Origin of the sequence: Thiohalophilus sp., assembly GCF_046483665.1 — a bacterium.
Classification (GTDB): domain Bacteria; phylum Pseudomonadota; class Gammaproteobacteria; order UBA6429; family Thiohalophilaceae; genus Thiohalophilus.
Map to the genome: position 1 here is coordinate 1 of NZ_JAWOCR010000012.1, position 22100 is coordinate 22100.

General features: G+C 54.3%; 21 protein-coding genes and 1 tRNA gene. All 22 read right to left on the minus strand.

From position 1 onward, the window contains the following. On the minus strand, nucleotides 1–389 hold a 389-nt coding region (locus R6U90_RS02925), incomplete at its 3' end, for a hypothetical protein (RefSeq protein WP_410351168.1). Nucleotides 390–576: 187 nt separating this feature from the next. Further along, nucleotides 577–1941 (minus strand): sigma-54-dependent transcriptional regulator, encoded by a 1365-nt coding sequence (locus R6U90_RS02930; RefSeq protein ID WP_410351169.1) that lies wholly within the window; start codon nucleotides 1939–1941, stop codon nucleotides 577–579. Beyond that, a complete protein-coding gene (locus R6U90_RS02935; protein ID WP_410351170.1) occupies nucleotides 1931–3895 on the minus strand; it encodes an ATP-binding protein in 1965 nt (654 codons plus the stop codon). The genes R6U90_RS02930 and R6U90_RS02935 overlap by 11 nt, the downstream gene beginning before the upstream one ends. A 139-nt stretch (nucleotides 3896–4034) precedes the next feature. Next, nucleotides 4035–4358: a DUF2818 family protein gene (locus tag R6U90_RS02940; protein ID WP_410351171.1), complete on the minus strand. Its 324-nt coding sequence runs from the start codon at nucleotides 4356–4358 to the stop codon at nucleotides 4035–4037. Nucleotides 4359–4383: 25 nt separating this feature from the next. Next, complete coding sequence (gene nuoN / locus R6U90_RS02945; protein ID WP_410351172.1) at nucleotides 4384–5823, minus strand: NADH-quinone oxidoreductase subunit NuoN; 1440 nt, start codon at nucleotides 5821–5823, stop codon at nucleotides 4384–4386. A gap of 16 nt (nucleotides 5824–5839) precedes the next feature. After that, nucleotides 5840–7363: an NADH-quinone oxidoreductase subunit M gene (locus R6U90_RS02950; RefSeq protein WP_410351173.1), complete on the minus strand. Its 1524-nt coding sequence runs from the start codon at nucleotides 7361–7363 to the stop codon at nucleotides 5840–5842. Nucleotides 7364–7392: 29 nt separating this feature from the next. Further along, a complete protein-coding gene (nuoL, locus tag R6U90_RS02955) occupies nucleotides 7393–9348 on the minus strand; it encodes an NADH-quinone oxidoreductase subunit L (RefSeq protein ID WP_410351207.1) in 1956 nt (651 codons plus the stop codon). A gap of 16 nt (nucleotides 9349–9364) precedes the next feature. Beyond that, entirely contained in the window at nucleotides 9365–9670 is a 306-nt protein-coding gene (nuoK, locus tag R6U90_RS02960; RefSeq protein ID WP_410351174.1) for an NADH-quinone oxidoreductase subunit NuoK, read from the minus strand. 10 nt (nucleotides 9671–9680) lie between these two features. Next, nucleotides 9681–10283 carry an NADH-quinone oxidoreductase subunit J gene (locus R6U90_RS02965; protein WP_410351175.1) on the minus strand — a complete coding sequence of 201 codons (603 nt, stop codon included), beginning with the start codon at nucleotides 10281–10283 and terminating at the stop codon, nucleotides 9681–9683. Nucleotides 10284–10324: 41 nt separating this feature from the next. Next, the gene (nuoI, locus tag R6U90_RS02970; protein WP_410351208.1) at nucleotides 10325–10813 is read right to left on the minus strand and encodes an NADH-quinone oxidoreductase subunit NuoI; all 489 of its coding nucleotides are present in this window, start codon (nucleotides 10811–10813) and stop codon (nucleotides 10325–10327) included. Nucleotides 10814–10831: 18 nt separating this feature from the next. After that, complete coding sequence (nuoH, locus tag R6U90_RS02975) at nucleotides 10832–11890, minus strand: NADH-quinone oxidoreductase subunit NuoH (RefSeq protein ID WP_410351209.1); 1059 nt, start codon at nucleotides 11888–11890, stop codon at nucleotides 10832–10834. A gap of 41 nt (nucleotides 11891–11931) precedes the next feature. Beyond that, nucleotides 11932–14301: an NADH-quinone oxidoreductase subunit NuoG gene (gene nuoG, locus R6U90_RS02980; protein WP_410351176.1), complete on the minus strand. Its 2370-nt coding sequence runs from the start codon at nucleotides 14299–14301 to the stop codon at nucleotides 11932–11934. A 20-nt stretch (nucleotides 14302–14321) separates the two neighbouring features. Continuing rightward, complete coding sequence (gene nuoF / locus R6U90_RS02985; RefSeq protein ID WP_410351177.1) at nucleotides 14322–15599, minus strand: NADH-quinone oxidoreductase subunit NuoF; 1278 nt, start codon at nucleotides 15597–15599, stop codon at nucleotides 14322–14324. Nucleotides 15600–15650: 51 nt separating this feature from the next. Continuing rightward, nucleotides 15651–16163 (minus strand): NADH-quinone oxidoreductase subunit NuoE, encoded by a 513-nt coding sequence (gene nuoE / locus R6U90_RS02990; protein WP_410351178.1) that lies wholly within the window; start codon nucleotides 16161–16163, stop codon nucleotides 15651–15653. Then, on the minus strand, nucleotides 16160–17413 hold the full coding sequence (locus tag R6U90_RS02995; RefSeq protein WP_410351179.1) for an NADH-quinone oxidoreductase subunit D: 1254 nt from the start codon (nucleotides 17411–17413) through the stop codon (nucleotides 16160–16162). Before R6U90_RS02995 ends, nuoE begins: the two co-directional genes overlap by 4 nt. Nucleotides 17414–17415: 2 nt before the next feature. Then, nucleotides 17416–18036 carry an NADH-quinone oxidoreductase subunit C gene (locus R6U90_RS03000; protein WP_410351180.1) on the minus strand — a complete coding sequence of 207 codons (621 nt, stop codon included), beginning with the start codon at nucleotides 18034–18036 and terminating at the stop codon, nucleotides 17416–17418. A gap of 10 nt (nucleotides 18037–18046) precedes the next feature. Then, nucleotides 18047–18523, minus strand: coding sequence for an NADH-quinone oxidoreductase subunit B family protein (locus R6U90_RS03005; protein WP_310693835.1), 477 nt, complete (start codon nucleotides 18521–18523; stop codon nucleotides 18047–18049). After that, nucleotides 18514–18870, minus strand: a complete 357-nt coding sequence (locus R6U90_RS03010; RefSeq protein ID WP_410351181.1) for an NADH-quinone oxidoreductase subunit A — start codon at nucleotides 18868–18870, stop codon at nucleotides 18514–18516. Before R6U90_RS03010 ends, R6U90_RS03005 begins: the two co-directional genes overlap by 10 nt. 374 nt (nucleotides 18871–19244) lie before the next feature. Next, nucleotides 19245–19329 (minus strand) — tRNA-Leu (locus R6U90_RS03015). 58 nt (nucleotides 19330–19387) lie between these two features. After that, entirely contained in the window at nucleotides 19388–19777 is a 390-nt protein-coding gene (gene secG / locus R6U90_RS03020; protein WP_410351182.1) for a preprotein translocase subunit SecG, read from the minus strand. 19 nt (nucleotides 19778–19796) lie between these two features. Next, nucleotides 19797–20555 (minus strand): triose-phosphate isomerase, encoded by a 759-nt coding sequence (tpiA, locus tag R6U90_RS03025; RefSeq protein ID WP_410351183.1) that lies wholly within the window; start codon nucleotides 20553–20555, stop codon nucleotides 19797–19799. Between the two features lie 134 nt (nucleotides 20556–20689). Beyond that, nucleotides 20690–22030 (minus strand): phosphoglucosamine mutase, encoded by a 1341-nt coding sequence (gene glmM / locus R6U90_RS03030; RefSeq protein WP_410351184.1) that lies wholly within the window; start codon nucleotides 22028–22030, stop codon nucleotides 20690–20692. Nucleotides 22031–22100: the final 70 nt, after the last annotated feature.

Consider the following 22100-nt stretch of genomic DNA (forward strand, 5'->3'; position numbering starts at 1 on the left):
GGGCTGACCTTGTTCTTGTCGATCTTCTTGCCACGGATCGTGTTGGCGCAGATCTGGAACTTGACGCCACGGTTGGCCAGACCGGCAATAGTGTCTCGAAAATCATAGACCTTACCGTTTTTGTCTTTCTTGCCCATGGAATCGTCAACCATCGCGAAGGCACCGCTGCTGTGGGTAACCACGATGACTTCGACGTTTTCATCACCGGTCGCGTTGAGGTGATTCTTGACGTTACGCAAGGCACCCGTGGCAGTGTGAATGTTGTTCACGTGATAGACGACTTTCTGCTTGTCGTAACCGTTATTGGCGCTACCGGCCTGAGCAGTAAAAGCCAGACCCAGCAGGGAAACGCCCAGCACCAGACTTTTTGAGAGGCTTGATCGCATCATACTCGTTCTCCTCATGGTTTTAGAGTAGTTATGTGGTTTATATCAAAGCAAGGATTATTCCAGTTTTGCCAAATGCCACTATTTTGGTTTTTATCAACCACTTACAGATCAAGAACATGAATAGCTGCTAATATATTGATAGACAGAAGGTGCAGTTTGCAGAAGAAATATTTTGAAAGGGTGTAATTTACACCGCCTCATCGGTCTCCAGCCGGCGCAGTTTTCGCCACAGGGTTGTTTTATCGATGCCCAGCACTTCGGCAGCGCGGGTTTTCTTGCCATTGAAACAGCGCAGCACATGATGAATGTATTCCTGTTCCAGTTCGTTGAGCGAGAAGAATTCCTGCTCGGAAAACTGTACCGGCAGACCAGAGCTGTTCTGCTGTGAAGGCGCCCCTTCCCAGTGCAATATGGGGCCTTCTGCGAGAATGACACTGCGCTCAATCGTATTGCGTAATTCGCGCACATTGCCCGGCCAGTTTGCATCGCAGAGACGTCGCATTGACGCTTTATCGAACCCCTCTACCTGACGGACATAACGTTGTGCGAATTCACGCACAAATTTTTCTATCAAAGCGGGGATATCCTCACGTCTTTCTGAGAGGGACGGCACGTGAATATTAACCACATTAAGTCGATGATAAAAATCATGTCGCAGGGTTCCTTCTTCGACCATCTGTTCGAGATGGCGATTACTGGCTGCAATGACGCGCACATCAACGGGTATTGACGAGGCAGCCCCGACACGCGTCACGGTACCACTCTCCAGGGCACGCATGAGTTTAATTTGCATGGTATCGGAAATATTGCAAATCTCGTCAAGAAACAGCGTACCGCCATCGGCCTGTTCCATCACCCCGTATTTGCGCTGGGTTGCCCCGGTAAAGGCGCCTTTCTCATGGCCAAACAGTTCACTTTCGAGCAAGGTTGTTGTCAGGGCGCCGCAATCCACCGCCACAAACGGCTCGTCCTTGCGAGGACTGTAATCGTGCAGTGCACGAGCGACCAGTTCCTTGCCGGTACCCGATTCACCACTGATAATGGCGCTGCATCTGACTTCAGATACCTTCTCAATAGTATTGAACAGAGTTTTCATTATGGCGGAGTCACCGATCATGCCAAAATGATTGCGATTTTCCTCCAGTCGTTTTTTCAGCAGGCGATTCTCATTATGCAGTCGGGTCGCTTTAAGTGCCCGCTCCATAAGCAGACGAAGCTCGGCAAAATCAAATGGCTTTTTAATGAAATCCGAGGCACCCCGCTTCATGGCCTCTACGGCATTTTCCACCGATGAGTAGCCGGTCATCACCAGTACAGGCACTACCGTGTCGATCTTACGGATTTCACTCAATAGTTCAAAACCGTTCATATCCGGCATACGCAAGTCGGTAATGACCAAATCGGCTCCCTCGTTAGTGAAAGCAGACAGACAGTCATGCGCATTTTGATATGCCTGGCAATGGTAATTGGCATTATCGCAATTACGTTGCATAACCCGACAGGTCACCAGGTCATCATCCACAAAAAGGATCCGTGGTGTTTTATCCGACATCTCTTGTCTCCAGTACTTCAAAGGTATTCAGTTCCTGTAACTCGCTCTGTTTGGGTAGCCGGATATGAACTCTCACTCCGGCATGTTTGCTGTTCTCCAGTGTAATATTGCCTCCATGGCGTTTGACTATGCCATAGCTTACCGACAACCCCAGACCAGTCCCCTGGCCTTCCGGCTTGGTGGTGAAAAAAGGATCGAATATCTTCGAGAAGTTCTCGGCCCGGACACCTTCGCCTTCATCGATAATCTCCAGATTAATATGTTCATGACTGGAACAGGCAGTTACATGCAATCGACACTTGGCCGGTGTAGCCTGAATGGCATTCAGCAGGATATTTACCAGCACCTGTTGCAGTTGTGGGGCATCACCTTCCATCAGCAGGGGGGGTTCGATCAGGCTCTGCAACTCGATTTCCTCGGACTCGATACGATGCTGCAGCAGGTCCAGTGTTTCATGGAGCAGAACCGCCATATCGAATTCCTCGAACTTCGGCTCACTCTGTCGGGCAAAATTAAGAATCCCCTGTACGATTTGGGCACAACGCTCGCCTTCTTTTTTTAGCAGTTGCAAATCGTTACGCCCCTGTTTGTCATCGTCGGACAACGAATCCTCGACGAGTGATGCCAGCGACATCATATTCATTAATGGATTATTGATTTCATGGCCGATACCGGCAGCCAGCTGTCCAAGAGCCGCCAGCCGTTCGGAGTGGCAGGCCGCACGCACCGCTGTTTCACGTTCTTTTTCCGTCCTGTCCAGGCTTTCTGCCAGATAGTTAAAGGCCTTGCCGGCCTGGCCGATCTCATCCCGGCGCCCCGGTTTGACTTCGATGCGCGCTTCGCGTTGGCCGTCGGCAAATCGCCGGATAATCTCGGCCAGCTGATGAACCGGCGCAGTGAGGCGACCGGACGCCCAGACAGCAACCAGCAAACTGATAAACAGCAACGCGCCCAGCAACAGCCAGATGGATTTGCGCATATTGTTGATGGGCGCGTAAACCACTTCCGGATCCGCCTCAATGACCAGTAACCATTGCGTCGAACGATCCGGATAGGGCGCGAGTTTCTGGTAAAACAGCATCCGTTCAGGATTGCTCAGCAAAGAGCCGATATTGTCACCCGTTTTGATAGCTTGCCAATCGGCCGGCTCAAGCATGCTGGTCAGTCTATATTCGGAGCCGAGTTGATCCGCAAAGCGTTTGTCATCATGCGGATGATAAAGAAAAATGCCATCCCGCCGGGCATTGTCGGATAGTTCCACAATATAGGTTTTGCCGGGGAAACCGCCCAGCGAGGAGGTCATGGTCGAATCCAGCCGCGAACCCCACATATTGACCACCAGAACTCCTTCGAAATCGCCGAGCTCGTCCAGCAGGGGAACCGAGTAACGTACCATGGCAGGACAGAAATCAGCATCGCGTTCGACCTGCCCCAGTTCGAAGTCGGACATCAGTATGTCGCCGTTTGAGGTCATGGCCTCCTTGAAGAACGGCCGATTGGACTGGTCGGCAATAAACATGCGGCTCTGTTCTTCATCGGTGTAGACTGGCTCCACCGGATTACCTTCCTTGATCTTGAGCAGGGTTTTCCCCGAAGCATCAATGAAACGTACAGCCTGGATACTGGAGACCGATTTCTGGTAACCGAGCAGGAACTGCTCAAGGATTTCGGCACGCTGCTGGTATTGCCCGGCATCAAAGCGCCGGGGGAAACGGGCAGCCGCCGCAAATTCGCGGACCACCGGTACGCGTCCGAGGCCACTGGCCACCGATTTCTGATTGTCCAGAATCAATTGCAACTCACTGGCCATTTTGTCGAGCGACCCGTGCAATTGTGTTTCGGTACGTATGGTGACCTCGTGTTCCATCCGTTCAACGACGCCAAATAACAGCACCAGCAAGGGCACACTGGTCAGCAGAGAAAGAACGATAAAGAATTTATGTCTCAGATGCATAACTGCAAATTACCAAACAGGTTGCAGGATGCAGTAATTATGACAGAACCAGGCCTGGCGACAAGTTCAGAATGTATATTTTTTGTACATTAACAGAGGCTAATGGAGCAGTGGTTCAACAGAATGATGCAATATGCAACTAACGAGGACGCTGACGCTCCAGAATCGGACGTAACTGATAGCGATAGATGAAGCCGGGAATAGCAAAAACGACAAACAAGCAGAGTGTGACGACGTAAAACTCCCAGTCCTGGGCATACCGGTCACCGGTGGCCTTCTGCTCCAGCCCGACAGCGGTCAGACCGACCAGCAGATAGAGTACCAGCCACTCGAGCAGGCGCATCCAGGCACGTTTGATATTCCCCGGTGGATTGAAGAAGAAGAAGAACCGTTCGCCGAGCCACGGCAGGTTGGCCGCAAGCACGGCGACCAGCAGAAGAATCCAGATAAAGAGTGCTGACATGAGACCGCCTGTTGTTGATGGGGCATTATGCCCCGGATAGCGCGGCGAGGCAAAGGGCCATCAACGTGCCCGGGAAGACCCCGATCAACAATACCGACAAACCATTGGCGCTGAGCAACAGGCGCATGTCCAGCGACATTTCCAGTCGAGCCGTATCCTGCGGCTTGTCAAAATACATCAGGCGGATCACCCGCAGATAGTAGAACGCCCCGATGATCGAGAAGATCACCGCGACAACCGCGAGCCAGACCATATCGGCGGCGACAATCTCCTTGAGTACAGACAGTTTGGCCCAGAAGCCGATAAAGGGGGGCACCCCGGCCATGGAAAACATCACAATCAGCATCATAAAGGCAAACCAGGGACTACGCTGGTTCAGGCCCCTGAAATCATCCAGCTTGTCAGCCTCAAAACCTTCCCGACTCAAAAGGATGACCATACCGAATCCGCCCAGAGTCATCAGGACGTAACTCAGAGTATAGAACATGGCAGCGGCATAGCCTTCGGCGGTGCCGGTCAGCACCCCCAGCAGTAAAAATCCGACGTGCGAGATAGTCGAATAGGCCAGCATACGTTTGATATTGCTCTGCGCGATGGCCACGATGTTCCCCACACCCATGGAAAGTACCGCCAGGATTATCAGTATGTCCTGCCACTGGGCATGCAGGCCGCCCAGGCCATCCACCAGCAAGCGCATCAACATGGCGAAGGCCGCGATCTTGGGCGCGCTGCCGATAAACAGTGTTGTAGGGGTCGCCGCGCCGTGATACACATCCGGGACCCACATATGAAACGGAACCGCACCAAGCTTGAAGGCAACACCAACAATCAAAAATACCAGACCAAAGGTTAGCAACAATTGCTTTTCGCTACCGGGGATCTGTTGTGCCACTTCGGCCAGATCCAGTGTTCCGGTTACGCCGTATATCATGGAGATACCATATAACAACATCCCCGAGGCGATGGCACCGAGAATAAAATATTTCATCGCCGCTTCGGAGGCGGTGACTGAATCACGGTGCATGGCCACCATGGCATACAAAGACAGAGAGAGCAGTTCCAAGCCCAGATAGATAGTCAAAAAGTTGTGCGCAGAGGTGAGGATCATCATACCCAGGATGGCGAACAGCCCGAGCACAAGGAACTCCCCTTTAAATATCTGGCGCTGTTGCAGGTAATCACGGGAATAGGTAAATGTCACAAAGCCGGCAATGAAGATACAGGACTTGAGAATATCCGCCATGGGGTCGCGCACGAATGTATCACTGAAAGTTAACACCCTGCCCTGACTGAAATCCATCACCACCAGAATAAATGCCACGACCAGTGTCAGCTGAGTCAACAGATAAGTGATAATCCGTTGTCGGTCCTGTAAAAACAGATCAACGATCAGAATCAGACAGGCCATCGAGAGAATGAATATCTCGGGCAGCGCCGGAGCAATATTGGGTATGGTAAAGTTCATCATCACTCTTGTCGTTCTATGGTATGACCTTGGACTGGGTCATATGCAGTAACAGGTTTTCCACGCTGGCATCCATCACTTCCAGCAAAGGTGCCGGCCAGATCCCCAGCAGGAGGACCGCGACGGCCAGAATCGCCAGGATCAGAAACTCACGTCGGCCGATATCCTGCAACGCCGCGACCTTGTCGTTGGCGACCGCCCCGAAGATAACTCGTTTGACCATCCACAGGGTATATGCCGCCCCCAGAATCAGGGTCAGCGCTGCCAGGAAGGCGTACCAGAAATTGGCCTTGAAGCTGCTGAGGATGACCATGAACTCGCCGACAAAACCGGAGGTGCCCGGCAGCCCGGCATTGGCCATGGCAAACAGGACCATGAAAGCGGCAAATACCGGCATGGTATTCACCACCCCGCCATAATCGTTGATCTCACGCGAGTGCAGCCGATCGTAGAGGACGCCGACACACAGGAACATGGCCCCGGAGATAAAACCGTGCGAGATCATCTGCACGATACCACCGGAAATACCCATGGCCGCCCCTTCATAGCTGCCAGTGTTGGCGTAAATCTGCCAGGCGATGAAAAAGCCCAGCGTGACGAACCCCATATGCGATATAGACGAATAGGCGATGAGCTTCTTCATGTCCTGCTGCACCAGCGCCACAAACCCGATGTAGACTATTGCGATTAATGACAGCATGATCATTAGCCAGGCCAGTTCCTGACTGGCATCAGGCGTAATTGGCAGCGAGAAGCGCAGAAAACCGTAAGCCCCCACTTTGAGCATGATCGCCGCCAGGATCACGGAACCGCCGGTGGGGGCTTCGACATGGGCATCCGGCAACCAGGTATGGACCGGCCACATCGGTACCTTGACTGCAAAGGCCATCAAAAAAGCCAGGAAGATCAACAGCTGCGGCATCATAGCCAGCGGTTGCTGGTGAAAATCGAGAATCGCGAAACTGCCGCTCTGAAAATAGAGGTACAGCAGAGCCACCAGCATGAATACCGAGCCGAAGAAGGTATACAGGAAAAACTTGATGGTGGCATAAATTCGGTTGGGACCACCCCAGACACCAATGATAATAAACATCGGGATCAGCATCGCTTCCCAGAACACGTAAAACAGGGCCGCATCAAGTGCCGCAAATACCCCATTGATCACCCCTTCCATAATCAGGAAGGCCGCCATGTACTGGGCCACCCGTTCCTTGATCACTTCCCAGCCGGCGATCACCACCAGCACGGTAATAAAAGTCGTCAGCAGGATCATCGGCATGGAGATACCATCTACACCCAGGTGATAGAAGATACCCCAGGACTCGATCCACTCATGCCGCTCGGTGAACTGCATGGCCGCAGTTCCCGTCTCGAACTCGGTATACAGCGGGATAGAGATTAAAAAGGTCACCACCGACCAGAACAGCGCGGTCAGCCGGGCCAAAGGCGCCTGCCTGTCACTGCCCGTGGTCAACACCAGCAAGCCGCCCAGAATGGGCGTCCAGATCACGAGGCTTAACAATGGCCAGTCAGAAAACATGCGTTCGACCCTTTATTATTTATTCTTTATTAATTAAGAAACACAAACAGCCCGAGCAGCACGACAACCCCGATAATCATGGCAAAGGCGTAATGAAACAGATAACCGGTCTGGACATGCCGAATACGCCCGGCAAACCAGCCCACCAGTGATGCTGAACCGTTGACGATCAACCCGTCGATCAGTTTTACATCACCGATGCGCCACAGTTTCTGACCGATCTGACGCCCGCCCCCCGCAAACACGATTTCATTAAATCGATCAAAACCGTATTTGTTTATCAGGATCGAATGCAGCCATTGCAGACGTGCCTGTATCTGGCCGGGAATATCCGGACGTTTCATATACAGGAACCAGGCAGTCAATACCCCTGCAGCCGCTAACCAGAAGGGCCAGGTCACAAAGGCATGCAGGGCCATCGCCCACCAACCGTGGAAACCGGCGGCCCATTCACCCAGTGCATCATGTTCCGGAAGAACAAAGATCGCCTCACGGAAGAAATCGCCGGCGATCATATCGCCCATGAAAATAGCACCGATGATTACCGAAGGAATCGCCAGCAGGATCAGCGGAATGGTCACCACGGCCGGGGGTTCATGCAGGTGCTCCCGGGTATGCTCGTCCATGCGTTCCTTGCCATGGAATACCAGAAAATACATACGGAAGCTGTACAGCGCGGTCACAAACACGCCGGCCAGCACGGCGAAATAGGCAAAACCGGAACCGGCGATCTGCGAATGGGCGACTGCCTCAATGATCGAATCCTTGGAGTAAAAGCCGGCAAACAATGGCGTGCCAATCAATGCCAGCGACCCGATCAGCGAGGTAATCCAGGTAATCGGCATATATTTACGCAGCCCACCCATCTTGCGCATGTCCTGCTCATGATGCATGGCGATAATCACCGAACCGGCGGCCAAAAACAGCAGCGCCTTGAAAAATGCATGAGTCATCAGGTGAAAGATACCGGCGGCATAGGCCGAGGCGCCGAGCGCGACAGTCATGTAACCCAGCTGGGAGAGCGTCGAATAAGCAACGACTCGCTTGATGTCATTCTGCACAAGTCCCAGGAAACCCATGAACAGCGCGGTAATGGCCCCGATTACCAGCACCACAGTCAGCGCCGTTTCGGAGAATTCGAACAGCGGCGACATGCGAGCCACCATGAAAATCCCCGCAGTCACCATAGTCGCGGCATGGATCAAGGCAGAGATCGGGGTCGGGCCTTCCATGGAATCGGGCAGCCAGACATGCAGCGGTACCTGGGCTGACTTGCCCATCGCACCGATGAAAAGCAGGATGCAGATCACCGTAATCACCGACCAGGCGTTATCGCCGAACAGGGTGATGGTCTGGCCGTTGACCTGCTCTACCTGTCCGAAGACGGTCGCATAATCGAGCGAGCCAAAATACATCAGAACCGCTGCGATTCCGAGCAGAAAACCGAAATCCCCTACCCGGTTGACCAGAAAGGCCTTGAGGTTGGCATAAATCGCCGTGTCGCGGGTATACCAGAAACCGATCAGTAAATAGGAGACCAGGCCTACGGCTTCCCAGCCGAAGAACAGTTGCAGGAAGTTGTTGGCCATCACCAGCATCAGCATCGAAAAGGTGAACAGGGAGATATAGCTGAAAAAGCGCTGATACCCCGGATCCTCGTGCATATAACCAACGGTATAGATATGCACCATCAGGGAGACGAAAGTCACCACCACCATCATCACGGCAGTCAGATTATCGATCAAAAAGCCGATCTCAAAACGGATCCCTTCACTGACCATCCAGGTATAGACCGACGCATTGTAGACTTCGGCTCCGTCGATGACCATGTGTTTGAAGGTGATAGCGGACAACACGAAAGCCACTGCCACACCGATGATAGTCACCCAGTGAGCGCCGGCACGACCAATTCTTTTACCGAACAAACCGGCAATAATCGCCCCGATCAACGGTGCCAGCACGGTCCACAGATAGACGCTTTCCATATTATGATTCATCAATCTAGCCTTTCATGCTGTCCAGTTCGGTGACATTGATCGTGCGTTTGTTACGGAACAACACCACGAGAATCGCCAGACCAATCGCCGCCTCGGCTGCCGCCACAGTCAGAATAAAGAACACGAATATCTGACCTGCCGTATCGCCCAAAAAATGAGAAAAAGCGATAAAATTCATATTCACCGCCAGCAGCATCAACTCGATCGCCATTAAGAGAATGATGATGTTTTTCCGGTTGATAAAAATGCCAGCAATACTCAGGCCGAACATCACCGCGCCCAGGATCAAAAAGTCGGATAACGCTAACATCGAAGCTCCCCTATTTCCTGTCGTCGGATTGCATTTTAATCACCCGCACCCTATCCTCGCGCTTGACCGATATCTGGCTGTCCGGATTCTGATATTTGGTCGTCGGCCGTTTGCGCAGGGTCAGGGAAATGGCTGCGACGATCGCCACCAGCAGAATGACCGCAGCAATCTCGAACGGATAGACATACACGGTATACAGTACGTTACCCAGTTCCCGGGTATTACTGTAATCAGCGTCATGGCGTTCCGGCGCAGGCATCTTGTCCAGGCTGAAGTTTTCGGGACCGACCACCCCGACCAGCATAACCACCAGCAGAATAGCTACGCCAATGCCAACCGGCAGATAACGAATGAATCCCTCTTTCAGCTGGGCCGTATTGATATCCAGCATCATAACCACGAACAAAAACAACACCATGACCGCGCCGACATAAACCAGCACCAGGGTAATAGCGAGAAATTCCGCTTCCAGTAGCATCCAGATGGCGGCGCTGGCAAAAAAGGTCAGTACCAGAAACAGGGCAGCACGTACCGGATTGCGCACACTGATCACCATGGTGGCGCCAAACACCATGATAGCGGCAAAAATATAAAAAATGATTTTTTCTACCATGTCATTATGATCTTCTGGTTATCGTTATGGTTACTACGCGTTTAACGGTATGGGGCATCTTCGGCCCGGGCATCGGCAATCTCTTTTTCGTATTTATCACCAACCGCCAGCAGACGGTCCTTGGTCATGTAGAGATCGCCCCGCTTTTCCCCGTGATACTCGAAAATATGGGTTTCGACAATCGAGTCGACCGGGCAGGACTCTTCACAATAGCCACAGAAAATACACTTGGTCAGATCAATGTCGTAACGGGTCGTGCGCCGGGTTCCATCATCACGCTGTTCCGATTCAATGGTAATGGCCAGCGCCGGGCAAACGACTTCGCAAAGTTTACAGGCGATGCAACGTTCTTCCCCGTTGGGATAACGACGCAGTGCGTGCAACCCCCGAAAACGCGGTGACAGTGGCGTGTGTTCTTCGGGATATTGCAGGGTGACCTTGCGTACGAACAAGTGTCTCCCGGTTAGTCGCATACCCCGGAACAATTCCAGCAGGAACAGACTCTTGAGAAACCGTACTGCGGTATTCATCATTTGCGCCTCCTGTTCCTAGTCAAACCACCAACCGAAACCGGTCAGTATCATAACGCCAACCACCATCAGCCAGACGATGGTAATCGGGATGAAGACCTTCCAACCCAGGCGCATAATCTGATCATAGCGATAGCGTGGGAAGGTGGCGCGGAACCATAAATAAAAAAACAAGAAAATAGCCGTTTTTATCAGCAGCCAGTGGACGCCGTGTCCCAGCAACAGCCCCAGGCCGGTGATCTCGAACCAGGCTTCGGGCATCCAGCCTTCAAACGGTGACAACCAGCCGCCCAGAAACAAGACCGCGGCCAGTACCGAAATCAGGATCATGTTGGCGTATTCCGCCAGAAAGAACACGGCGAAAACCATGCCGGAATATTCGACATGGAAACCGGCGACGATTTCCGACTCACCCTCGGCTACATCAAATGGTGCCCGGTTAGTCTCAGCCACGCCGGAAATAAAATAGATCACGAACATCGGTAGCAGTGGCAGCCAGAACCAGTGCAGCGGACTGCCGGCCTGGGATTCGATAATGGTGCCAATGTTAAGGCTGCCAGCGGCCATGATCACGGTAACCAGTGCGAAACCCATAGCAATCTCGTAAGCCACGATCTGTGCTGCCGAACGCATCGCCCCGAGCAGGGCATATTTGGAATTGGAAGCCCAGCCGGCGATAATCACGCCATAAACCCCGACCGAGGTAATGGCCAGTATATAAAGCAATCCGGCATTGATATCGGCCAGTACATACTCGGCATTGAACGGAATCACCGCCCACGCCGCCAGCGCCGGACCGATGGAGAGAATCGGCGCAATAACAAACAACACCTTGTTGGCACCGGTCGGAATAACGATTTCCTTGAAGATCAGCTTGAGCGCATCGGCGATCGGTTGCAGCCAGCCGCGAGGTCCGACACGGGTAGGCCCCATGCGCACCTGCATGGCCCCGATAATCTTGCGTTCGGCAAAAGTCAGATAGGCAACGGCCAGCATCAGTGGCGCGACAATCATCACGATCTGCAGCATGATCAGCACGGCGGGCTGAGCGAACCACCAGCTGGTGAATTCGGCCATTGATTGGTAGGTTGAATCAAGCCATTCCATCTCGTTGCGCCCTAATCCTGTTGCAATTCAATCGGCCCGTAGGCAAGCCCCAGTGTTTCACTGCCCGGTACTCCGTAAGGAATCAAAATACAGTGTGCAGGCACCGCTTCATCGATCACCAGGGGCAGACGGGCTTCACCGCCGTCCTGGCGTACCAGCACACTGTCGGCCTCAAGTATCCCGTTATCGAGAGCTGTCTGCTCATTCATATAAGCCGCGGCGGCAATCGCATCGGCCGTATCCTGGAGTGGCCGGGCCCGACGCACCAGCGAGTCCACCGCATAGACAGGCAGATGACCAATACGTTGTAAATGACTATCCGCAGAACGTACTGCCGGGGGATGCCATTGTCCCTGATCAGATTTCGGCGTCTCAACGGTAAGTTGTTTGAGTTCATCCCGAACTTCCTCGGAGGTCACCTGTTCAAAACCGTCCAGTTCAAACAGGTTGCCCAGGACCCGCAATACTTTCCAGGCCGGCTTGGCCTCTTGCAGCGGGTTCACTGCCGCGCTAAAGCTCTGCCAGTGTCCCTCAATATTCACCAGGGTGCCGGACATTTCGGTGAACGGGGTCACCGGCAGGATGACATCGCAACAGTGCTTGAGGCTGTCGCTGACAAACGGGGTCAGGCAAACGACAAAATCAGTGGTATCGATCGCCTTCAACGCTTCGGCACCGTAGGCCGAATCAAACTCCGGCTCGACATGCAGGAGCAACATGGCGCCCATGGCCTGGCTCAACATCTCGCCGGCATGCAGGCCCGCCTCGGCAACAGCGCCTCCCCCGGCCTGGCGGTGCGGTACCGCGCCGGCCAGCCAGGCGCCGGCACTATTGGCACCATCGCTCAAATAGCCAAAACTGGCGCCGGACAGGCGGGCAATCAAACTGCCCAGCGCCTGCAGTTCGCTGAATTCGTGCTGTCCCATGCCCTGAATCCCGAGCAGAACCGCGGCTTTTTCAGCACTGTACAGATGTCTGGCCATGGCCAGATGATCGTCACAGGTGGTGATATTTTCCAGCTCAGCGGCCAGTTCCGCCGGGGCCGACTCGCCGCTCAGGGTCAGCAACGCCTTTGCGATACCAGCCAGTGCCAATGGCATCTCGCTCGGCGCGGTCACGATAGACTCGGCCAACGGAAAATTAACATCATACTCAATGGCATTAACCGACATGATGCTGGCGCCGTCGAGCGCGGCCTTGCGCAGACGATGGGCAAGTATAGGCTGGTCCTTGCGGATGCAGGCACCGATCAGCAGTCCCGCATCGAGTTGTTCCAGTTCGGCAATGCTTGTACCCAGCGAGGGATAACGTGGCATCGTCTCCTGGTTGCGAAAATCAAGCTGACGCAGACGATGATCGATATTGTGACTGCCAAGACCACGCAGCAGTTTTTGCAACAGGTACATTTCCTCAAGCGTGGCACTATAAGACGTCAGTGCGCCTATCTTGCCGGTATTCTGTTTCTGAACCGTCCTGATGCCCTCGACCGCGTAATCGAGTGCGATCTGCCAGTCAACCTGTTTCCATTCATCCCCCTGTTTTATCAGGGCATGACTGGCGCGTTGCTCATCATACAGCGCGGTATAACTGAAACGATCCCGGTCGGAGATCCAGACTTCGTTAATCGCCTCGTTTTCCTTCGGTAATACCCGCATTACGGTATTACGCCGAACTTCAATATCCAGGTTGGAGCCAACGCAGTCATGCGCGGCAATGCTGTCCCGCTGCTGGTTTTCCCAGGGTCGGCCGCGATAACGATAGGGTTTGGAGGTCAGCGCTCCGACCGGACACAGGTCAATGACATTGCCGGACATCTCCGAGGAGACAGCGCTTTCCATATAGGTTCCGATACGCGTATCCTCGCCACGTCCATAGGCCCCCAGCTCCATAATACCGCCGATCTCCTGACCAAAACGCACGCAACGGGTACAATGAATGCAACGGGTCATGTCGGTGGCAATCAGCGGCCCGATATTCTTATTCGGGACCACACGCTTCTTTTCAGAAAAACGCGACACATCCTTGCCATAACCCATAGCGATATCCTGCAGATCACACTCCCCGCCCTGATCACAGATCGGGCAATCCAGCGGATGGTTAATCAACAGAAATTCCATCACGCTCTTCTGAGCTTCAATCGCACGCTCTGATTGGGTAAACACTTTCATACCATCGGTTACCGGCGTGGCACAGGCGGGTAATGGTTTGGGGGCTTTTTCCACTTCGACCAGACACATACGGCAGTTGGCTGCGACCGACAGTTTCTTGTGATAACAGAACCGCGGAATCGTGATCCCGACATTATCCGCCGCTTCGATCAGCATCGTGCCCGAAGGTACCTGAAGCGGAATCCCGTTGATTTCGATGTTAACGTCTGACATTCAACCGTCGCCTGTTAGCGTTATGAGCGTCCACCGACCAGGCACTTGCCATGATCGATGTGATACTGGAATTCCTCACGGTAATGCTTGAGGAAACTCTGCACGGGCATCGCCGCCGCATCCCCCAGCGCACAGATGGTGCGCCCGGCAATGCGCGAAGCGACATCATCCAGCAGGTTCATATCTTCCGGTTTGCCCTGACCGTGCTCGATACGATGTATCACCCGCGACAACCAGCCGGTCCCCTCGCGGCAGGGTGTGCACTGTCCACAGGATTCTTCAAAGTAGAAATGTGACAGGCGTGCCAGCGCGTCCACCATACAGGTGGTATCATCCATTACTATCACTGACCCGGCGCCCAGCATACTACCCGCCTTGGCCAGCGAGTCATAATCCATGTCGGTGTCCATAATCACCTCGGCAGGTAATACCGGTACCGATGACCCGCCCGGAATTACGGCTTTGAGTTTGCGTCCGTCACGCATACCACCGGCCAGCTCCAGCAATTCAGCAAACGGGGTACCCAGCGGGACTTCGAAATTGCCGGGTTTATTCACATGACCGGAGACGCTGAACAGCTTGGTCCCGCCATTGTTGGGCTTGCCCAACTCCAGAAACCACTGCCCCCCATGTTGCAAAATCACAGGCACCGAAGCCAGTGTCTCGGTATTATTTATGGTGGTCGGTTTGCCATACAGTCCGTAACCGGCGGGAAAGGGTGGTTTGAAACGCGGCTGGCCTTTCTTGCCTTCCAGGGATTCGAGCAGGGCCGTTTCTTCGCCACAGATATAGGCACCCGCCCCGAGATGATTGTGCAATTCAAAATCGAAGCCGCTGCCGAGGATATTCTTGCCCAGCAGACCGGCTGCACGTGCCTCTTCCAGCGCGGCTTCGACCCGTTCGTAGGGTTCCCAGAACTCACCGCGAATATAGTTGTAACCGGCCGAGGCACCAATGGTATAACCAGCGATGATCATGCCCTCGATCAGCTGATGCGGGTTGTAACGCAAGATATCGCGATCTTTGCAGGTCCCCGGCTCACCTTCGTCCGAGTTACAGACGATATATTTCTGACCCGGCGCATTGCGTGGCATGAAGCTCCATTTGAGCCCCGTCGGAAAGCCGGCACCACCACGGCCACGCAGCGAGGAAGTTTTCAGCTCCTCGATGATCTGTTCCTGCGGCGTTTGCTCGGCGAGAATTTTTTTCAGCACCTCGTAACCGCCGACGCTGAGATAACTGTCCAGCGTCCAGGGTTTGTCGAGATGTAGCGTGCGGAAGCACACTTCATTTGCCATCGGTTACTCTCCCGCCCGGTTGATTGTTATTGTTATCATCATATTCCGGTTTTAATCGAGACCATCGAGAATTTCGTCAATACGTTGCGGCGTCAGCTTGCCGTAATAGGTATCGCTGATCTGGAACATCGGCGCATCCACGCAGGCACCCAGGCATTCGACTTCCTTGAGGGTAAACCGTCCATCGTCGGACGTTTCGCCCAGTCCGATACCCAGCCGCTCCTGCAGATGGCTGACTATCTCATCGGAACCACACAGTTTGCAGGAGATATTGGTGCAAATACAGATCTTGTGGCGACCGACCGGCTTCAGTTCATACATCGAATAGAAAGTGGCCACCTCGTAAACCGCGATGGGCGGCATTTGCAGATATTCCGCCGTGGCCTCGAGTAAATCATCGGTCAGATAACCGCTGTTTTGATCCTGCAGTATACGCAGGGCCGCCATCACTGCCGACTGTTTCTGATCGGCCGGATATTTGGCAATCCATTGATCGATTTCTGCACGAGATTCATCGTTAATCAGATGCCTTTTGCTGCCGGCTTTTTTGTGTTGCGCCATCATCGATCGATCTCTCCGAAAACAATATCCATGGTGCCGATAATAGCGACCACATCGGCCAGCATGTGTCCTTCGCTCATTTCATCCATGGCCGCCAGATGAGCAAAACCCGGAGCCCGCACTTTCAGGCGATAGGGTTTGTTGGCGCCATCGGAGACCAGATAAACCCCGAACTCCCCCTTGGGATGTTCGATCGAGGTATAGACCTCGCCAGCCGGCAGGGTGTAGCCCTCGGTAAACAGTTTGAAATGATGAATCAACGCTTCCATGTCATCTTTCATTTCCTCGCGTTTCGGCGGCGCCAGCTTGTGATCATCGAGCATGACCGGACCGGGGTTGTGACGCAGCCATTCGATACATTGCTTGATAATCCGGGTTGACTGGCGCATCTCCTCGATCCGTACCAGATAGCGATCATAGCAATCGCCATTCACACCAACCGGTATATCGAAATCCATTTTCTCGTACACTTCATAAGGCTGCTTCTTGCGCAGATCCCATTCAAAACCCGAACCGCGCAACATCGGACCGGTGAAACCCAGTTGCAAGGCGCGCTCGGGTGAGACAACGCCAATACCGACTGTACGCTGTTTCCAGATGCGATTGTCTGTCAGCAAGGTTTCGTATTCATCGATCAAGGCCGGGAAACGCTGCGTGAAGTTTTCAATAAAGTCCAGTAACGAGCCACTACGGGCTTCATTCAGGCGTTTGGTTTCAGATTCATCTTTGTATTTGCTGCTCTGATATTGCGGCATTTTGCCGGGCAGATCGCGATACACCCCACCGGGCCGATAATAGGCCGCATGCATACGCGCACCGGAAACCGCCTCATACATGTCCATCAGATCCTCACGTTCGCGGAAACAATAGAGGAACATGGTCATCGCGCCCACATCCAGGGCGTGGGTTCCCAGCCACATCAGGTGATTGAGTATGCGGGTAATCTCATCGAACATTACACGAATATATTGGGCGCGCAGTGGCGGCGTAATATCCAGCAATTTTTCCAGGGCCAGCACATAACCGTGCTCGTTACACATCATGGAGACATAATCGAGCCGATCCATGTAGGGAATGGTCTGGTTATAGGGTTTACTTTCAGCCAGTTTTTCGGTCGCGCGATGCAGCAGACCCACATGCGGATCGGCCCGTTGAATCACTTCGCCATCCATCTCCAGTACCAGGCGCAAAACACCGTGCGCAGCCGGATGCTGGGGCCCGAAATTCAACGTATAGTTTCGGATCTCGGGCATAATTATTCCTCTTCTTCCTGCGTCAGACGATCAGCATAACGATGATCATCGCGAATAACTCGCTGCTGCGCGACCCGCGGTTCTATGCTGACCGGCTGATACACCACCCGCTGTTTATCCGGGTCGTAACGCATTTCCACATTGCCGATGAGCGGGAAATCCTTGCGAAACGGATGACCGATAAAGCCATAGTCCGTCAGTATACGGCGTAAATCGGGATGCCCTTCATACACGATGCCGAACAGATCGAAGGCCTCGCGCTCGAACCAATTGGCTGAGGCCCAGATATCCACCATCGAGGGAATCACCGGCGGCTCCTCGTCCAGCATCACTTTCAGGCGCAGGCGATGATTATGTTTGATCGATAACAGGTGATAGACCGAGGCAAACCGTGGTCCCTGCCAGGCACCATCACCACCATAGTCCCGGTAGTCTACCCCGCAAACATCGATCAGCTCGGCAAAGGCCAGAGCCGGATCATCACGCAGCAGCGTTGCCACCTCGACCAGCTGCTGCTTGTCGGCGGTAACGGTCAGTTGGCCCCAGTTCACATCGCAGGCGTCGATACGCTCGCCAAGTTTTTCCCGGACCTGTTCGGCCAGTTGTGTGTAATATCTGGACATATATAAGGAATCAGCGGGCTATGGTGTTGGTTCTTTTTATTTTGTTCTGCAACTGCAAAACCCCGTACAGCAGCGCTTCCGCCGTGGGCGGACAACCCGGCACGTAAATATCCACCGGGACGATGCGATCGCAACCGCGCACCACCGAATAGGAATAATGATAATAACCGCCGCCATTGGCACAGGACCCCATGGAGATCACCCAGCGCGGCTCGGCCATCTGGTCATACACCTTGCGCAGGGCCGGGGCCATCTTGTTGACCAGGGTACCGGCGACGATCATCACATCCGACTGGCGCGGACTGGGCCGGAAAATCAGTCCCATGCGATCCATGTCATAACGGGCTGCGGCGGCATGCATCATCTCCACTGCGCAACAGGCCAGACCAAAGGTCATCGGCCACATCGAGCCGGTGCGTGCCCAGTTGATCAGTCGATCCGCCGTGGTGGTGACATAACCTTCTTTGAGTAACCCTTCTATTCCCATTCCAGGGCTCCTTTTTTCCATTCATAAATGAAGCCAATAACCAGAATCCCCAGAAAAATTGCCATGGCGACATAGCCGAACAGACCAATGTCTTTCAGCACCACGCCCCACGGGAATAAAAACGCAATTTCCAGATCGAAAATAATAAAGAGAATGGCAACCAGGTAATAACGCACATCGAACTTCATGCGCGAATCTTCAAACGCCTCGAAGCCACATTCATAGGGAGAGAGTTTTTCACTGTCAGGACGGCTCGGCGCAAGGACAAAGCCCAGCACGATCATGACGACGCCGACGGTTAATCCGACGATCATGAAAAGGAGAACCGGCAGATAGTTCTCTAGCATCGTTGCGTTCCTCCGCCGCATCCCGCAGTCACTGCGGATGTATTTAAAGCCGACTCAACAGGCGGCTTTGTTTATTATTTTTCTGGTGGCTGATCATCGCGATCAAAGCCGAATCAGTCTAGGCTAGCCGCAAACTTTGTGTCAAGTTTGCATAAAGCACCAAAAACTTTATATATCAGGTAGTTAGCTTATTTTTAGGGGTCTATAAAAAGATTCAGGGGCTAGGGGCTAGCTACCAGGTGCTAGAAAAAGTACAAAGTCATGAAAAGTATAAGCATCAAGCTCTTTTCCCTAGGACCTAGCCCCTAGAAACTAGAACCTCACAAACAAAAAGGCCTCCCGGGCGTGCGCCCGGGAGGCCTTTTTGTTTGTGTTGGTGCCGAAGGCCGGACTCGAACCGGCACGGCTTGCGCCACTACCCCCTCAAGATAGCGTGTCTACCAATTCCACCACTTCGGCAAGGTTTTTCGTTCCTGGAAAAGAGCCGGGAGGCTTTTCTCAACTGCCCGTAACCGGATTATTCCGATTTAGGCATATCCTCTGGCGTCTCCTGTTCGGCATCAGCGGGCGGCGCCGCCGGGACATCGCGCGGGCGTTCCTGGCGGCTTTCCTGTTGTTCTTGCTGCTGCTGTTCAGCCTGATCAACCAGACTTTCACTTTTCGTGACGTCGCCGGCAAGTCGAAATAACGCCAGCGAGAGCACGAAAAACAGAGTTGCCAGAATCCCCGTCGTGCGAGTCAAAAAGTTGGCTGCGCCTTGTGAGCCGAACATCGTGCCCGAGGCGCCACCGCCCCCGCCACCAAAGGCCGCACCGGCATCGGCGCCCTTGCCCTGCTGCAGCAGTACCAGTACCACCAGCGCCACGGCGACGATGACATGCAGGACCAGAATAATGTTATACAACATGGTGTCAGAATCTCCCGGATTATTCCTGACCGGCTGCTTTGCAGATAGCCAGGAAATCCTCCGCTTTGAGTGACGCGCCGCCGATCAGGCCGCCGTCGATATCGGGTTTGGCCAGCAGCTCGGCCGCGTTGCCCGCGTTCATGCTGCCGCCGTATTGAATTCGCAGCCCTTCGGCCACGGCCGGGTCCTGTTTGGCAATCTCGGCTCGAATGAAGGCGTGCACATTCTGGGCCTGCTCCGGGCTGGCGGTTTTGCCGGTGCCGATGGCCCAGACCGGTTCATAGGCAATTACGCCATCCGCCAGGGCAGCGACGCCGGCATGGGCGATGACCGCGTCAATCTGGCGGGCCACCACCTGTTCAGTAATACCCTGCTCGCGCTCTTCCAGTGTCTCGCCGATACAAAGGATCGGGCTCAGGCCGGCCTGACGGGCCACTTCGTACTTCTCGGCCACCAGCTGATCATCCTCACCGTAGAGGCTGCGCCGTTCGGAATGGCCCACAATGACAAATTTGCAGCCAAAATCGAGCAACATCGCGGCGGAAATTTCGCCCGTAAAAGCACCCTTGGCCTCGGTGCTCAGGTTCTGCGCCCCCCAGGCGATGGGCGTCCCGTCCAGTTGTTGCTGAACATCCGCCAGGTAGACATAGGGGACACACACGGCCACTTCCGCATTGTTAACCTCACCGATTCCCGCCTTGATGCCGTCCAGCAGAGTCTTATTGTCGGCGCGCGAACCGTTCATTTTCCAGTTGCCGGCGATTAGTGGCTGACGCATGCCCTCTCCCCTTGTTATTCCGGTTTTGACTATATAAAAGAGCGCGAAAGCTTACCGCCCAGACCGCAATAAATCAATGAAAAACCGGACTATTCAGTTCACGAAGCAGGTTTCACGCCCTGGGTTAGCGCTGTTCAACCGGGCCCCAGGGCCTGTTCAACGACCCCGGCCAGCTCCTGCGCGACCCGTAGCACCTGTTCGGCGTCCCGGCCCTCCACCATGACCCGCAACAGAGGTTCAGTCCCCGACGGACGCAGTAGCACCCGACCCCGGGTCGCCAGCTCCGACTCGGCAGCCACCACGGCCGCCTGCACCTCGGGCGTCCGCAGAACATCGACCTTGCGGGCCAGACGCACGTTGATCAACTGCTGCGGGTATTTGTCCATCCCGCTGACCAGATCGGACAATGTGCGGCCCGACTCCACGACAGCCGCCAGCACCTGCAACGCGGCCACAATACCGTCGCCGGTGCTGGTCTTGTCCAGGCAGATCAGATGGCCGGAACCTTCCCCGCCCAGCTCCCAGCCATGGGCCTGTAATTGCTCCATCACATAGCGATCCCCGACCCGGGACCGAACAAAAGGAACTCCGGCGGCCTGCAGAGCATGTTCCATCCCCAGATTGGTCATCAGGGTGCCCACCACGCCGCCTGCCAGTCGTTGCATACGCTGGCGGTGGATCGTCATGACATAGAGCAGCTCGTCACCATCGATGACACGCCCCTCGCAATCCACCATCAAAACCCGATCGCCGTCACCGTCGAAGGCAATGCCCAGATCCGCACCCTGCAGCTGCACATTTTTCTGCAGCCATTCCAGGTGGGTGGAACCGCAGCCGTCATTGATATTGAGACCGTCAGGATCGTTGCCAATCACCGTCAGGTCCGCCCCCAGTTCGGCGAAGACCTTGGGTGCAATCTGATAGGTGGCGCCGTTGGCGCAATCGAGCACGATATGCAAACCGTTGAGATCGAGCTGCTCGGGAAAGGTGCTTTTGCAAAACTCGATATAGCGCCCGGCCGCGTCGTCTACCCGGTTCGCACGGCCGAGTTTATCCGGCGCGCTGGTGACCAGCTCCTGATCGATCATCGCCTCGATCGCCAGCTCTACTTCCTCGGGCAGCTTGGTCCCCTCGGCAGAGAAAAACTTGATACCGTTATCCGGATACGCATTGTGGGAGGCACTGATGACGATCCCGGCCCGGGCATGCAGGGTGCGGGTCAGGTGGGCAATACCCGGCGTTGGCATCGGCCCCAGCAAACAGACATTCATCCCGGCGGCCGCCAGTCCCGCTTCGAGGGCCGATTCGAAAATATAGCCGGAAATCCGGGTATCCTTGCCGATGAGTACCTTGCCGCCGCCATCGCCCAACACCCGGCCAGCGGCCCACCCCAGTTTGAGAATGAATTCGGGGGTGATCGGAAACTCCCCGACCCGCCCGCGCACCCCGTCGGTGCCAAAATATTTACGTGACATAAATCCAGCGTCCTCTTGCCGCCGATCCCGGCGACCGGCTTGAAGTTTTCACGATTATAAAGCAATAACC

Coding starts and splice junctions, on each gene's coding strand:
- secG (WP_410351182.1), bottom strand. CDS start 19,777: ATGTTGTATAACATTATTCTGGTCCTGCATGTCATCGTCGCCGTGGCG.
- R6U90_RS02935 (WP_410351170.1), bottom strand. CDS start 3,895: ATGCATCTGAGACATAAATTCTTTATCGTTCTTTCTCTGCTGACCAGT.
- R6U90_RS02940 (WP_410351171.1), bottom strand. CDS start 4,358: ATGTCAGCACTCTTTATCTGGATTCTTCTGCTGGTCGCCGTGCTTGCG.
- nuoG (WP_410351176.1), bottom strand. CDS start 14,301: ATGTCAGACGTTAACATCGAAATCAACGGGATTCCGCTTCAGGTACCT.
- nuoK (WP_410351174.1), bottom strand. CDS start 9,670: ATGTTAGCGTTATCCGACTTTTTGATCCTGGGCGCGGTGATGTTCGGC.
- nuoL (WP_410351207.1), bottom strand. CDS start 9,348: ATGGAAAGCGTCTATCTGTGGACCGTGCTGGCACCGTTGATCGGGGCG.
- nuoH (WP_410351209.1), bottom strand. CDS start 11,890: ATGGCCGAATTCACCAGCTGGTGGTTCGCTCAGCCCGCCGTGCTGATC.
- tpiA (WP_410351183.1), bottom strand. CDS start 20,555: ATGCGTCAGCCACTAATCGCCGGCAACTGGAAAATGAACGGTTCGCGC.
- R6U90_RS02950 (WP_410351173.1), bottom strand. CDS start 7,363: ATGTTTTCTGACTGGCCATTGTTAAGCCTCGTGATCTGGACGCCCATT.
- R6U90_RS02995 (WP_410351179.1), bottom strand. CDS start 17,413: ATGCCCGAGATCCGAAACTATACGTTGAATTTCGGGCCCCAGCATCCG.
- R6U90_RS02930 (WP_410351169.1), bottom strand. CDS start 1,941: ATGTCGGATAAAACACCACGGATCCTTTTTGTGGATGATGACCTGGTG.
- nuoF (WP_410351177.1), bottom strand. CDS start 15,599: ATGGCAAATGAAGTGTGCTTCCGCACGCTACATCTCGACAAACCCTGG.
- nuoE (WP_410351178.1), bottom strand. CDS start 16,163: ATGATGGCGCAACACAAAAAAGCCGGCAGCAAAAGGCATCTGATTAAC.
- glmM (WP_410351184.1), bottom strand. CDS start 22,030: ATGTCACGTAAATATTTTGGCACCGACGGGGTGCGCGGGCGGGTCGGG.
- R6U90_RS03005 (WP_310693835.1), bottom strand. CDS start 18,523: ATGGGAATAGAAGGGTTACTCAAAGAAGGTTATGTCACCACCACGGCG.
- nuoN (WP_410351172.1), bottom strand. CDS start 5,823: ATGAACTTTACCATACCCAATATTGCTCCGGCGCTGCCCGAGATATTC.
- R6U90_RS02965 (WP_410351175.1), bottom strand. CDS start 10,283: ATGGTAGAAAAAATCATTTTTTATATTTTTGCCGCTATCATGGTGTTT.
- R6U90_RS03000 (WP_410351180.1), bottom strand. CDS start 18,036: ATGTCCAGATATTACACACAACTGGCCGAACAGGTCCGGGAAAAACTT.
- nuoI (WP_410351208.1), bottom strand. CDS start 10,813: ATGAATACCGCAGTACGGTTTCTCAAGAGTCTGTTCCTGCTGGAATTG.
- R6U90_RS03010 (WP_410351181.1), bottom strand. CDS start 18,870: ATGCTAGAGAACTATCTGCCGGTTCTCCTTTTCATGATCGTCGGATTA.